The organism is Xanthomonas sp. CPBF 426 (assembly GCF_903989465.1).
Classification (GTDB): domain Bacteria; phylum Pseudomonadota; class Gammaproteobacteria; order Xanthomonadales; family Xanthomonadaceae; genus Xanthomonas; species Xanthomonas euroxanthea.
The window spans coordinates 2187470-2201321 of the sequence record NZ_LR861805.1 but is presented as its reverse complement, the minus strand read 5'-3'; the positions used below and the strand labels follow the sequence as shown (position 1 = coordinate 2201321).

General features: G+C 66.4%; 11 protein-coding genes. 7 read left to right on the top strand and 4 right to left on the bottom strand.

The features are described 5' to 3' along the window. Positions 1-90: 90 nt before the first annotated feature. The 3 genes from H7A87_RS09475 to H7A87_RS09465 are packed head-to-tail and all read right to left on the bottom strand — an operon-like array spanning position 91 to position 3699. Positions 91-1950: a DUF4105 domain-containing protein gene (locus tag H7A87_RS09475; RefSeq protein WP_119128831.1), complete on the bottom strand. Its 1860-nt coding sequence runs from the start codon at positions 1948-1950 to the stop codon at positions 91-93. Then, on the bottom strand, positions 1947-2246 hold the full coding sequence (locus H7A87_RS09470; protein WP_047125458.1) for a DUF2388 domain-containing protein: 300 nt from the start codon (positions 2244-2246) through the stop codon (positions 1947-1949). The genes H7A87_RS09475 and H7A87_RS09470 overlap by 4 nt, the downstream gene beginning before the upstream one ends. A gap of 34 nt (positions 2247-2280) precedes the next feature. Continuing rightward, positions 2281-3699, bottom strand: coding sequence for an FAD-binding oxidoreductase (locus H7A87_RS09465; RefSeq protein ID WP_119128832.1), 1419 nt, complete (start codon positions 3697-3699; stop codon positions 2281-2283). Between the two features lie 208 nt (positions 3700-3907). Here H7A87_RS09465 and serA point away from each other — a divergent pair, with 208 nt between their 5' ends. Then, on the top strand, positions 3908-5149 hold the full coding sequence (serA, locus tag H7A87_RS09460; RefSeq protein ID WP_119128833.1) for a phosphoglycerate dehydrogenase: 1242 nt from the start codon (positions 3908-3910) through the stop codon (positions 5147-5149). Between the two features lie 409 nt (positions 5150-5558). On the opposite strand, the gene H7A87_RS09455 is transcribed toward serA, so the two are convergent. After that, entirely contained in the window at positions 5559-6146 is a 588-nt protein-coding gene (locus H7A87_RS09455; RefSeq protein ID WP_180496961.1) for an NUDIX hydrolase, read from the bottom strand. A 141-nt stretch (positions 6147-6287) separates the two neighbouring features. On the opposite strand from H7A87_RS09455, the gene H7A87_RS09450 reads away from it, so the two are divergent. The 6 genes from H7A87_RS09450 (at position 6288) to H7A87_RS09425 (ending at position 13688) form a co-directional block, all read left to right on the top strand. Beyond that, complete coding sequence (locus tag H7A87_RS09450; protein ID WP_164739368.1) at positions 6288-7760, top strand: amino acid permease; 1473 nt, start codon at positions 6288-6290, stop codon at positions 7758-7760. Positions 7761-7839: 79 nt separating this feature from the next. Continuing rightward, a complete protein-coding gene (locus tag H7A87_RS09445) occupies positions 7840-9270 on the top strand; it encodes an amino acid permease (protein ID WP_016904398.1) in 1431 nt (476 codons plus the stop codon). A gap of 1052 nt (positions 9271-10322) precedes the next feature. Then, a complete protein-coding gene (locus H7A87_RS09440) occupies positions 10323-10976 on the top strand; it encodes a methylthioribulose 1-phosphate dehydratase (RefSeq protein WP_119128442.1) in 654 nt (217 codons plus the stop codon). Positions 10977-11015: 39 nt separating this feature from the next. After that, positions 11016-11582: an acireductone dioxygenase gene (locus tag H7A87_RS09435; protein WP_104585392.1), complete on the top strand. Its 567-nt coding sequence runs from the start codon at positions 11016-11018 to the stop codon at positions 11580-11582. Between the two features lie 2 nt (positions 11583-11584). Further along, the gene (gene mtnC / locus H7A87_RS09430) at positions 11585-12283 is read left to right on the top strand and encodes an acireductone synthase (RefSeq protein WP_115676855.1); all 699 of its coding nucleotides are present in this window, start codon (positions 11585-11587) and stop codon (positions 12281-12283) included. 322 nt (positions 12284-12605) lie between these two features. Further along, positions 12606-13688, top strand: coding sequence for a C13 family peptidase (locus H7A87_RS09425; protein WP_119128441.1), 1083 nt, complete (start codon positions 12606-12608; stop codon positions 13686-13688). The last annotated feature ends 164 nt before the right edge of the window (positions 13689-13852 follow it).

Sequence of the window (13852 nt, the reverse complement as noted above, 5' to 3'; positions counted from 1 at the left end):
CCGCTCCGCGCGCCAGTGGCGTGCACGCCGCGCCTTCTCGCCCCGCAGGGAGAGGGGCCGGTACCGCCCTCCCCCGCGTGGTCCGAACCGCTATTGCGCCTGCGGAAGTATCCCCATCCCTGACCGCACTTCGTCGGCAGCCGCATCACCCCGCGCTAGCCCGCGCAGGCGCGCGCGCAGACGTTGCACATTCGCCTCGCCCTGCTCCAATCCAGTGCGGACCTCGGCCGGCAGTTGCTGCCGCCCCAGTGCCTGCAGCTGTTTCCAGCCGTCGACTAGTACGCCGGCTTCCTGCGCCACGCGCGCGCTCAGGTCCAGCTGCTCGTCTGCTTGCGGCAGTCCGTAGCCGGCGCTGCCCAACAGCGTGGCCGGGTGACTGAGCTGGGCCTGCCGCGCAAATAGTGATTGCAGTTGACCCTGCACCGAGTCACGCCCGGCTGCGCCGGGTGTCAGCAGGCGCTTGAGCGCATCGCGTACCAGCAACTCCTGGCGGCGCAACGCGGCCTGTTCCAGCAACAACGCTGCAGCCGTCTCGCGCAGACCGCCGCGCTCGAACCATTGCGCACGTGCGTCCGGCCGCGCGTCCAGCCATTGCTCCACGCTGGTCTGCGGCAGCGGCAGGCCGCGCCGGATCACCTCGAACATGGCCTGGTAATGCGCCGCCGCCGACTCGAAGTAATAGCCCTGGCGAGTCGCCTGCGCACGGTCGTCCAGCACCTGCAGGTCGGCGATGCCAGCACGGTGCAGCCGCTGGCGCACGCCGCGCGGGGTGATCGACGACAGCCCGGCCGCGGCCAGCCGCGGCACGCCGTCGTGCAGGAGCTTGAAGGTCTCCACCGCGCAATTGTTGCCGATGAAGTAGTAGCGCCCGTCGTAACTCCAGTGCACCTGCGCGGCGCGTGCGAGCAGCGCGGCGATCTCCTCGGGCGTGAGCTTCAGCGGCACCGACGACAGGGCACGCAGCTCCACCTTGGTGTATTCGTCGACCACCTGATTCAAGGGCAATACGAACAGCCGCGAAGGATACGCGCCGGTCAGCCCGCGCCAGCTGGAAATCTGCACATCGCCGACGAAGGCGCGGAACGACAGCACGCGGTGATACTGCAGATCCAGACGGCAATCGGGGCCGGGCGCACGACCAGGGGCGCAGATCACCAGACGCAGCATGCTGTGGCCCCAGCGGCTCATCGGCTGCGCATTGCCCTCGGCCAGCAGGTAATCCACCGAATACACCCGCGATGGATCCAGTGCCAGCAATGACATTGCGCCGGCATCGTTGTCGGCCTGCAGATACGGCAGCGCCGCCTCGCAGCGCGTTGCATCGGGCATGGCGCCAACCTGCTCGGCAAACCAGGCCGCCAGCGCCGGACGCCGGCAGTGGTAATCGGCATCGAGCACGTAGTGTTCGAGATTCACCGCGACGAATTCGGCCGGGCTGCGGCGTTCGTAATCGTCGGGGCTGCGATCGCTGAACCGGTTTGCGCCACGCCCGATCCGCCAGGGACGCACCTGCCAGCCAGCCAGGTCGCGCAGGCGCGGGGAATGCGACAGGCCACCATGCGCACCGCGGTCCAGCACGTGCGCCAGTTCGTGCACCACCGCCGCCATCGCCGCGCGCGTGGCCGGTGCACCGGAGTCGGCCTGCGCAGCTGTCGCCTGCGCGCTCCAGGCATCCAGCAGCGCACGATCGAGCAGGATGCGCCGGCCGATCGCGCGGCCATGCACGTGTGCCGGCAAATCCGTACGCCACTGCAGCTGGATCGGTGCGTCGATACGCTGCATCCAGGCCGGCGGCAGGCGCTGCGCAACCTGCTGCACCAAGGCATGCGAAGCCTCGATCTGCGCCGCCGACAGGCCCTGCGGATCGACATCGACGCGTGGCTCGGCGTGCGCCGCCGGTGCGATCACTGCGGCCAGCCACAGCCACCAGCACCGGCGTGGAGAACTCACTGGGCCAGGATGGACTGCGCCAGTTCCAGGTCGCTGGACAGCCGCGCCGCATCGCTACGACTACGCAGCCGCAGCAGCGCCGCTTCCAGACGCACGCCGCGGATCGCGCCATTGCTGGCGACAAAGCCGGCCGCATCTTCGCGTGCGTCGGCCACCACCTTGTCGTCGCCGGAACTGCTGCCGGAGGAATTGGACGAACCGGCCGACGATGCGCCGGCCGAGGTCCCGGCCAGGCTGGAGGCAACGGCTGCCAGCGGCAGCAGCGTCAGGGCGCAAAACACGAGGGAGCGCATCATTGGCGTATCGATTCCATGTGAAGGTGGTGAAAGACTAACCGGCACGTGCAGCGGCAGGCGCGTCGTCGATCTCGAACAGCTTGCCGGGATTCAGCAAAAGATGAGGATCGAACACATGCTTGATCCCGCGCATCAAGGCGATCTCCTCGGCCGAGCGCGTGCTCCACAGGTAGGCCTTCTTGACCAGGCCGATGCCGTGTTCGGCAGAGATGCTGCCGCCAAAACGCTGCAAGGCCTGCGCCAGCAACTTGGTCACCTGGTCGCAGGCCGCGACGAAATCGGCCTGGCTGGTGCCATCGGGCTTGAGCACGTTGATATGCAGGTTGCCATCGCCGATATGGCCGAACCACACCACATCGAAATGCGGATACGCATCGTGCAGCAGCGCCTGGGTTTCGGCCAGGAATGCCGGCATCACCGAGATGCGCACCGACACGTCGTTCTTGTAGGGCGTGTAGCGCGCCAGCGCCTCGGTGATGCCTTCGCGCAGTCGCCACAGTTGCGCGGCCTGCGCATCGCTCTGGCTGATCACCCCGTCGCTGACCCAGCCCTGCTCCATGCAGGTCTCGAATGCCGCCATCGCCGCGGCTTCCTGCGCCGCGTCGCCGGCGGCGAACTCGGTGACCACGTAGTACGGATGCACCTGCGCAAACGGCGCCTGCGCGCCGTGCGCCAGCACGTGCTCCAGTGCGCGGTCGGTGAAGAATTCGAATGCCTCCAGCCGCAGCTGCGCGCGGAACGCGGCGAACACCTGCATCAGCACCTCGAACGAAGGCAGCGCCAGCAGCATCACGTTGCTGGGCGGCGGCGGGTCGGTCAATCGCAGCGTCGCTTCGACCACCACACCGAGCGTGCCTTCGGAGCCGATCAGCAGATGGCGGAAATCGTAGCCGCTGGAGTTCTTCACCAGCGCGTTGTTGAGTTCGAGCAGCTCGCCGGCACCGGTGACCACCTTCAGGCCGGCCACCCATTCGCGGGTGTTGCCGTAGCGGATCACGCGGATACCGCCGGCGTTGGTGGCGATATTGCCGCCGATCGAGCACGAGCCACGTGCGGCAAAGTCCACCGGATACACCAGCCCGTGCTCGCGCGCGGCGTTGTGCACCGCCTCCAGCGGCATGCCGGCCTGGACGGTGAGCGTGCGATCCACCGCGTTGAACTCCAGCGGCTTGTTCAGGCGCTCCAGGCTCAGCACCAGCTCACCGTTGGCGGCCACCGCGCCGCCGGACAGGCCGGTGCGCCCGCCCGAAGGCACTACCGCCACCGCATGCGCATTTGCCCAGCGCAGCACCGCCTGCACCTCGTCCACCGAGCTGGGCAAGGCGATCGCGAGCGGGTTGGGCGTCCAGCGCCGCGTCCAGTCGCGGCCGTAGTGTTCCAGGTCGGCCGGCTCGGTCTTCAAACGCAACGCGGGCACGGCCTGTTGCAACGAAAGGATGCGGGGATCGGTCATGGCACACGGCGCTGCGGTAGGAACCGCACAGCGTGCCAGTGCACGCCAGCCTCGTCCAGCTGCATGGCCTGCGGCCGAGGCGGTGTTGGATTCAGCTGAAACCGTTGCACCGCAAGGACTTTGCCTACGCAAACACTGCGTTGCGACCGCCCCATCGCGCAGCCCATCTGGCATAGTTGCCGACCCGATTGCTGCATTGCGCTCCCCCATGTCGCCGAAGAGAACCTCGTTTCCCAAGCAGGACATCCGCGTCCTGTTGCTGGAAGGCATCAGCCAGACTGCCGTGGATGTGTTCCGCGCCGCCGGTTATTCGCAGATCGAGCTGCACGCCAAATCATTGCCGGAAGACGAGTTGATCGCCCGCATCGCCGAGGCGCATATCGTCGGCATCCGCTCGCGCACGCAGCTGAGCGCGCAGGTGCTGGCACATGCCAAGCGGTTGATCGCGGTGGGCTGCTTCTGCATCGGCACCAACCAGGTCGATCTGGACGCGGCCGAACTGGCCGGCATCCCGGTGTTCAACGCGCCCTACTCCAACACCCGCAGCGTGGCCGAGCTGGTCATCGCCGAGGCGATCCTGCTGTTGCGCGGCATCCCGCAGAAGAACGCCCAATGCCATCGCGGCGGCTGGTCCAAGTCGGCCGCCGGCAGCCACGAAACGCGCGGCAAGGTGCTGGGCATCGTCGGTTACGGGCATATCGGCACCCAGGTCGGCGTGCTGGCCGAGTCGCTGGGCATGCAGGTGATCTTCCACGACATCGAAACCAAGCTGTCGCTGGGCAACGCGCGCGCGGCGATCGACCTGGACGACCTGCTGGCACGCGCGGACGTGGTGACCCTGCATGTGCCGGAGACGCCGTCGACCAAGGACATGATCGGCGCGGCGGAAATCGCGCGCATGAAACACGGCGCGCACTTGATCAACGCCTCGCGTGGCACGGTAATCGACATCGATGCACTGGACGCGGCGCTGAGCTCCGGCCAGATCGGCGGCGCGGCGGTGGACGTGTTCCCGATCGAGCCCAAGGGCAATGGCGACGCGTTCGAATCCCCGTTGACCGCACACGACAACGTGATCCTGACCCCGCACGTGGGCGGCAGCACGCTGGAAGCGCAGGACAATATCGGTGTCGAAGTGGCCGCCAAGCTGGTGCGCTACAGCGACAACGGCAGCACCCTGTCGGCAGTGAACTTCCCCGAGGTCACCCTGCCCGAGCATCCCGACAGCCTGCGCCTGCTGCACATCCACCGCAACGTGCCGGGCGTGCTGTCCAAGATCAACGAACTGTTCTCGCGCCACAACGTCAACATCGACGGCCAGTTCCTGCGCACCGATGCCAAGGTGGGCTACGTGGTGATCGACGTCAGCGCCAGCGAGGCGCAGGCCACCGCGCTGAAGGAAGGCCTGGCGTTGATCGAGGGGACCTTGCGGACGCGGATCTTGTATTGAGCTGTTGATGCACGCGCGGCCCTCATCCGCGGCCCTCATCCGGCGCTTTGCGCCACCTTCTCCCGCAAGCGGGAGAAGCAAGTGCAGGTCACCCTTCTCCCGGGAGCTCCCTTCTCCCGGGTGCTCCCCCCCGGGTGCTCCCTTCCTTCTCTCGCGTGCTCCCTTGTCCCGCTCGCGTCCCTCGCGTGCGCTCCCCTCTTCCGCGCGCCCTCTTCTCCCGCCAGCTACCTTCTCCCGCTCGCGCCCCTCCCGCTCGCGCCCTTCTCGCGCGTGCTCCTTTCTTCCGCGCGCCCTTGTCTTCCCGCTGGCGCCCTTCCCTCGCGTACTTCTTTCTCCAGCGCGCTCCCTTCTCCCGCTTGCGGGAGAAGGTGCCCGCAGGGCGGATGAGGGCACACGCCCTCAATCCCCCTCACACGCCTCGCGCCACCCACTTCTCGGCCATGCGCCGCATCGACGGATCCAGCTGCGGATCGGCAAGCAGCTCGGCGATCGGCCGCCACGCCAGGGCCAGTGACTCCTCGCTGACCTCGAACGCCTCGTCCGCTCCAGCCACCACCACATAGCGCGCGTCGTAATGCCAGTGCCCGGCCACCTCGCCGCGTGCGGGAATCCAGTGGCGGTCCAGGTCGAAGATGGCCGCATCCACCAGGCGCAAGCCGCTCAATCCGGATTCCTCCTGCGCCTCGCGCAGGGCCACCTGCCCCAGGTCGCGGTCGCCGTCGGCGTGCCCGCCCAGCTGCAGCCAGCGCTGCAGCTTGCGGTGGTGGGTCAGCAACGTGCGCGTGCCATCGGCGCTGACCACCCAGGCCGAGCCGGTGAAATGACCTTCGACACGCTCGCGCAGGAACGGGTTGGTGGCATCGTCCAGCAGCTGTGCGAACTGCTCGGCCAGCCCGGCTTCGTCGGGCCAGCGTGCGCGGTAGTCGGCCAATCGCTGTTGCAGGGTTGCATCCACCATCTGTCGTTCTCGGTCGCCCGTCGCGGGCCAGGTGGCCATTATCGCCATTCATGCTGCGTACGTGCTTGTCGTGAGCGTGTAGCTTTGGCAAGGTAGGCCGCTTGCCTGTCCGTTGGGGACGCGGCGCACACCTTCGCCCGGGCGCCAGCGCCTTAGCCTTGCCACTTAGGGATGTACCGAATGCTGAAGTCTCTGTTGAGGGTCAAACCGATCGAGCCCGCTGGACATGTGGACGGGGGCGAACCGGTCGAAGGCAGCCTGCAAGGCGAAGCCACCCTGCAACGCACCCTCACCGCCAAGCACCTGATCATGCTCGGCATCGGCGCGGTGATCGGCGCCGGCATCTTCGTGCTGACCGGCCAGGCCGCTGCCAACCATGCCGGCCCGGCGGTGATGCTGTCCTTCGTGTTTGCGGGCATCGCCTGCGCGTTCGCCGGCCTGTGCTACGCAGAGTTCGCGGCGATGATGCCGGTCTCCGGCAGCGCCTACTCGTATTCATACGCCACCCTCGGCGAAGGCATCGCCTGGTTCATCGGCTGGTGCCTGGTGCTGGAATACCTGTTCGCCGGCTCCAGCGTGGCGGTCGGCTGGTCGGCCTACCTGATCAGTTTCCTGACCGGCACGCTCGGATTGCCGTTCCCGGCGGAGCTGGCCGGTGCACCACTGGCCTGGGACGGCCACAACTTTGTCAGCTCCGGCAACCTCATCAACCTGCCGGCCGTGCTGATCGTGGCTGCGGTGAGCATGCTGTGCTACGTGGGCGTCACCCAGTCGGCGTTCGCCAATGCCATCGTGGTGGCGATCAAGGTGGTGGTGATCTGCCTGTTCGTCGGCTTCGGCATCGCCTACATCGATCCGGCCAACTGGCACCCTTTCATTCCGGAAAACACCGGGCCGGGCCAGTTCGGCTGGGACGGCGTGTTCCGCGCGGCGTCCATCGTGTTCTTCTCCTACATCGGCTTCGACGCGGTCTCCACCTCTGCCGGCGAGACCAAGGATCCGCAGAAGAACATGCCGATCGGCATTCTGGTGTCGCTGGCGGTCTGCACCGTCATCTACATCATCGTCTGCGCGGTGCTGACCGGCCTGCTGCCCTACACCCAGCTCGGCACCGCCAAGCCGGTGGCCACGGCGCTGGAAGCGCACCCGCAGCTGACCTGGCTCAAGACCGCAGTGGAGATCGGTGCGATCGCCGGCCTGTCCTCGGTGGTGCTGGTGATGTTGATGGCGCAGCCGCGCATCTTCTACACCATGGCCAAGGACGGGTTGATGCCCAGACTGTTCGGCAAGGTGCACCCGAAGTTCCACACGCCCTACGTCGGAACGATCTTCGTCGGCGTGGTCGCGGCGCTGCTGGCCGGGCTGATCCCGCTCAGCGTGCTGGGCGAACTGGTGTCGATGGGCACCCTGCTCGCCTTCGCCACCGTGTGCGCCGGGGTCATGGTGCTGCGTTTCACCAAGCCGGATCTGCCACGGCCGTTCCGGGTGCCGCTGGCGATGCTGATCTGCCCGCTCGGCGCGCTGGCCTGCCTGTTCCTGTTCTTCCAGGCCTTCCAGGAACACTGGAAGGTGTTCGTGGGCTGGACCGTGATCGGCCTGGTCATCTATTTCGGGTATGGCATTCGCCATAGCCGGCTGGCCCGCAGGGTTTGACTGCAAGTCCCTCGCAAGAGCCCGCACATCTCGCACACGCCCGCACCTCCATGTGCAGGGATTCAACAGGAACCGCTGCATGTTCAAGCAACTCTGGGCCACCAAACACCCGCACGCCAGCCATGAGGCGGCCGACGGGCTGGGCCTGCAACGTGCACTCGGGCCCTGGGGGCTGACTGCCCTGGGCATTGGCGCGGTGATCGGCGGCGGCATCTTCGTCATCACCGGCCAGGCCGCGGCCGACCATGCCGGCCCGGCGATCATGCTGTCGTTCGTGCTGGCCGCGGTGTGCTGCGCGTTCTGCGCGATGGCCTACGCCGAATTTGCCGCGATGGTGCCGGTGTCCGGTAGTGCCTACACCTATACCTACGCCACCTTCGGCGAACTGGCGGCCTGGTTCATCGGCTGGATGCTGGTGCTGGAATACGGCGTCTCCGCCTCGGCGGTGGCGGTCAGCTGGACCGGCTACTTCCTCAGCCTGCTGGAACATTTCAACATCCACCTGCCGGCCGCCCTGGTCAGCGCGCCGCTGGACGGCAAGCTGCAGCGCACCGGCGCGATCGCCAACCTGCCTGCGGCCGGTATCGTGCTGCTGCTGACCTGGCTGTGCTACGTGGGCATCCGCAAGTCGTCGGCAATGAACATGGCGATGGTGATCCTCAAGACCGGCTTGATCCTGCTGGTGATCGCAGTGGGCTGGAAATACGTCGATACCGCCAACTGGCACCCGTTCATCCCGGCCAACGAAGGCCCGGGCAAGTACGGCATGGAAGGCGTGCTGCGCGGCGCGGCAATGGTGTTCTTCGCCTACATCGGCTTCGAGGCGGTGTCGGTGGCGGCGCAGGAATCGCACCGCCCGCAACGCGATCTGCCGATCGGCATGATCCTGTCGCTGGTCATCTGCACCGTGCTCTACATCGCCATGGCGGCGGTGATGACCGGCCTGGTGCCCTACACCCTGCTCGGCACCGACGAGCCGGTGGTGACCGCGGTAGCGGCACATCCGCAACTAGCCTGGCTGCGCGTGGTGGTGGAAGTGGGTGCACTGATCGGGCTGTCGTCGGTTGTGCTGGTGATGATCATCGGCCAGCCGCGCATCTTCATGATCATCGCGCGCGACGGCCTGCTGCCGTCGATCTTCACCCGCATCCATCCCAAGTACCGCACCCCGCACGTCAACACCGTGATCACCGGCGTAGGCATCGCCCTGCTGGCGGCGGTGTTCCCATTGGACGTGCTGGGCGAGCTGACCTCGATGGGGACGCTGATCGCCTTCGCAGCGGTATGCGCCGGCGTGCTGATCCTGCGCCGTACCCACCCGGAACTGCCGCGCCCATTCCGCATGCCGGTGGCCTGGCTGATCTGCAGCGCCGGCGTATTGAGCTGCCTGGCGCTGCTGTCGGCGATGACCCTGCACAACTGGATGTTGATGGGGGTGTGGACGCTGGTCGGGCTGGTGGTCTATTTCGGCTACGGCTACCGCCACAGCCGTCTGCGCGACGGTCGCTGAGCACGCGCGCACGCCAGCAGCCACTGACGAACGACCGCCCGCCGGTGTATGGCAGAGAGGGCGACAGGTCTTCGGCTGCTGGGCGGCTGATCTGTGACCTAGTTGCAGGACCCTGATCCGCTGATCTGCAACTTGGCTGCAGGGCCCTGATCTGCTGATCTGCAACTTGGCTGCAGGGCCCTGGTCTGCTGATCTGCAACTTGGCTGCAGGGCCCTGGTCTGCTGATCTGCAACTTGGCTGCAGGGCCCTGGTCTGCTGATCTGCAACTTGGCTGCAGGGCCCTGGTCTGCTGATCTGCAACTTGGCTGCAGGGCCCTGGTCTGCTGATCTGCAACTTGGCTGCAGGGCCCTGGTCTGCTGATCTGCAACTTGGCTGCAGGGCCCTGGTCTGCTGATCTGCAACTTGGCTGCAGGGCCCTGGTCTGCTGATCTGCAACTTGGCTGCAGGGCCCTGGTCTGCTGATCTGCAACTTGGCTGCAGGGTCCTTGCCCGCCCACCGTCGCGGGACACGCCGCAAGTACGTCCCTGTAGGCTCTTACGCGGCATCCATGCCGCGTAAGGTCCCGCGACGGTGGGCGGGCAAGGACCTGTCGAAATGGTCGGTGTGTGTGTTTGCAAGCAGTGCATGACGTGCTCTGGTTGGATCACGGGGGCGTCCGCAAGCCGAGCGGAAGACCAGACTACAAACGTCTAGCCTGCCCACCGCAAGCCGAGCAACATGTTTTCAAGAAAACAGCCGACCAACTGTCTGGTGCGGTGCCCTCACCGGTTGCGGGACCGTGTGGCGGCATGGATGCCGCCACCGAGCCCCCAGGGACGGGTTCACGGCGTGTCCCGCAAGCGGTGAGGGCACCGCGCCCTCGACCGACTAAAGCGTTTCACCTGGCTCTCTGACTGCCTCCGACAAGAGGCGGCTAACAAAAACCATTGCGTTCACCGCCTGACGCGCGCTCTTTGTCTCCTGTCAGCCATTCGCGACCCGGGCGTGGCAGCAACAAACCCTGCTGCGCTGCACCTGACCGTAATCCGGCGGGGCAGTAGAATAGGACCATGAATGCGACCACTGCCCCCTTGCCCTATAGCGCCGCGCGTCTGCACGAGCTGGCGCAACTGCTGATCCGCAACATCCGCGAGCTGGCCCAGGCCGGCTGGACGCCGGCCACCAGCAGCAATTTCTCCCATCGCCTGGACGAACAGCACGCCGCGATCACCGTGTCCGGCCGCGACAAGGGCCGCCTGGTCGAGGAAGACATCATGGTGGTGGACTTCGATGGCCTAGCCGTCGGCCGGCCGTTGCGCCCGTCCGCGGAGACGCTGCTGCATACCCAGCTGTATCGCCGCTTCCCGGAGATCGGCTGCGTGCTGCATACCCATTCGCCGGTGCAGACCATCGCCTCGCGGCTGTATGCCGGCGCCGGCGTGATCCGGCTGGAAGGCTATGAGCTATTGAAAGCCTTCGAGGGCAACACCACCCATGAAACGGCAGTGGACGTGCCGGTGTTCGCCAATACCCAGGACATGCAGGTGCTGGCCGCGCAAGTGGAGGCCTTGCTGGACAAACAGAGCCTGTGGGGGTATCTCATCGAAGGACACGGTCTGTATGCCTGGGGCCGCAACATGGCCGAGGCACGCCGTCACCTGGAGGCCTTCGAATTCCTGCTGCATTGCGAACTCCAGCTGCTGAAGCTGCGCGGCCCGCGCTGAGTCCTAGCCACCTCCCCTTCCCTTGTGAGCCAGATCGCCATGAGCCGACTGCGTATCTTCGCCGACACCAATCCCAGCATTCCGGAATTCGACAGCCGCGACGGCGATGCCATCGCCGCCGAGCTGACCAAGATCGGCGTGACCTTCGAGCGCTGGCATGCCAGCCAGCCGGTCGAGCCCGGCGCCACGCCCGAGCAGGTCATGGATGCCTACCGCGTCGACATCGACCGCATCAGTGCCGAGCGCGGCTTCAAGACCGTGGACGTGGTCAGCATCGCGCCGGACAACCCCAAGCGCGAGGAGATGCGCGCCAAATTCCTCGACGAGCACTTCCACAAGGAAGACGAGGTGCGTTTCTTCGTGGCCGGCTCGGGCCTGTTCACGCTGCACGTGGACGACAAGGTCTACGAGATCGAATGCGTGAAGGACGACCTGATCGCCGTGCCCGACAGCACCCTGCACTGGTTCGACATGGGGCCGGAGCCGCACTTCGTGGCGATCCGCTTCTTCACCGAGCCTGATGGCTGGGTCGGCCATTTCACCGGCACCGAAATCGCCCAACAATTCCCCCGCTACGCCCCCGAGAAACCTCACAAGGCCAGCTGACGATGACACGACCGCAAGCGATCCTCACCGATATCGAAGGTACGACCAGCAGCATCTCGTTCGTCAAGGACGTGTTGTTTCCGTATGCGCGCCGCGCCATGCCGGCCTACGTGCGCGAGCACGGTGGCCACCCACAGGTGCGGCACTGGCTCAACCAGGTGGCCGACGAGATCGGCGAGGATGTGCCGGACGAGGTGCTGGTCAGCACCCTGCAGACCTGGATCGACGAGGATCGCAAGCACACCGCACTCAAGGCGCTGCAGGGCATGATCTGGGGCGATGGCTACAAGACCGCCGACTTCACCGCGCATATCTATGCCGATGCGGCAATCCAGCTGCAGGCCTGGCATGCGGCCGGCATTCCGCTGTACGTGTATTCGTCCGGCTCGGTGCCGGCGCAGAAGCTGTTCTTCGCGCACAGCGATGCCGGCGACCTGAGCGGGCTGATCAGCGACTGGTTCGATACCGAGGTCGGCCCCAAGCGCGAGAGTGCCAGCTACCGCCGCATCGCCGAACGCATCGGCGTGCCGCCGGGCGAGATCCTGTTCCTGTCGGATGTGATCGAAGAGCTGGACGCCGCCAAGCGTGCCGGCATGCGCACTGCGCTGCTGGACCGTCTGGAGGATTACCCCACGCCACGCGCGGCCGACGAGATCGGCAGCCACCAGCGCGTGGAGAGTTTTACCGAGCTGGCGCTGTAAGCACGCTCGACAAGCCGGCTGCGCTCACCAATGGGTCAGCGCAGCCGCTGTCTGGTGCTTCGCGCGCTGCGGATAGGTGACGGTTCAAGTGCACCATCTGCGCCTGCCTGACGGCACGCTCGCGCCGCCTTTTGCCGGCTCGGGTCAGCCGGCCCCGCCGATGCGGATTGGCGAGGCCCGGCATGGAAGGCCAGCTGCACGGGACGTATTCTGCAAGATGTGCCTGAAGCACAGCGATGGACGTTGTGCAGCGTCACCGCCTGCGTTGCAATCACGGCGCCCAGGCGCTCCACCCGTCTCTACCAGACTTCGGCGTTTTTCCATGTCGCTGCATTCCACCTTCGGACCGAGCGCCTTGCTGCGGCGACTCTCATTGTTGATCGTCATCGTGGCCTTGATGGCCGGCTGCCATCCCGATGCCGGTGCCGCATTGCCGAACCAGGCGGCAGCAAGCAAGGACGAGGTCGATCCGGTCGACCACGCTGCGCTCGCGCAGGCCTTGAACGCGCTGCAGCCGCAGCGCCCCGGCGTGACCGACCTGTATGTGGTCGGCTTCGCCGGCGATGCCAGCGACGATGTATTCCGCAACGAAACGCTCTACCTCAAGCAGCTGTTCGAACGGCGCTTCGATGCGCGCGGCCGCGTGGTCACGTTGGTCAACAACCCGGACAATCTGGGCGAGCAGCCTTACGCGCCATTGGCGACCTACGACAACCTGTACGACACGCTTGCGGCGGTCGGCAAGCGCATGGATCGCAAGGAAGACGCGCTGCTGCTGTTCGTCACCACCCATGGCACCGAAGACCACACGCTGTACGTGCAGGTGGACCAGAACGAGGAGGATTTCATCAGCCCGCAGGATCTGCGCCAGGCGCTGGACGATGCCGGGATCGGCAATCGCATCATCGTGCTGTCGGCCTGCTACTCGGGCGGCTTCATTCCGGCGCTGCGTTCACCAGACACGCTGGTCCTCACTGCTGCGCGCGCAGACCGGCCTTCGTTCGGCTGCGGCAACACCTCCAATGCGACCTACTTCGGCCAGGCCTGGTTGATCGATGCGATGAACCGCAGCGACGACCCGTTGGCGGCGTTCGCCAGCGCCAAAACGGCGATCACTGCGCGCGAGAAACAGGACGGCGAATTGCCGTCGTTGCCGCAGCAGTCGCTCGGCAGGCGCATCGCGCCGGTGCTGGCACGCTGGCGTGCAGGCCTGCATGCAGGCCCGGAGGTGGCCTATCCGTATCCGCCGCTGGATGCTGTGCCGGATGACGGGCAAGACCGCGCTCCAGAAAGCGATTCCGATACGCAGCCACTGCACAGCCCGACGAACGCCAAAACGCCGGCCGCTCCCACCCGCCCGCGCAGCCCGCTGCCCGTGCCGCCGACACCGGCACCGACACCCTGATCACTGTCACGCACTGAGACTAATTCTCATTTCGTCAGCGCTTGCGCGGCCTCGCTACACTCGCCCGGCCAGCCAGCGCACGCCAGCCAGCATCGATCCCCGCCAGCGCGCCATCGCCTGCCAGCCCGGATCCCAGAACGCCTCCCTCGTGGAGGCGTTTGTGT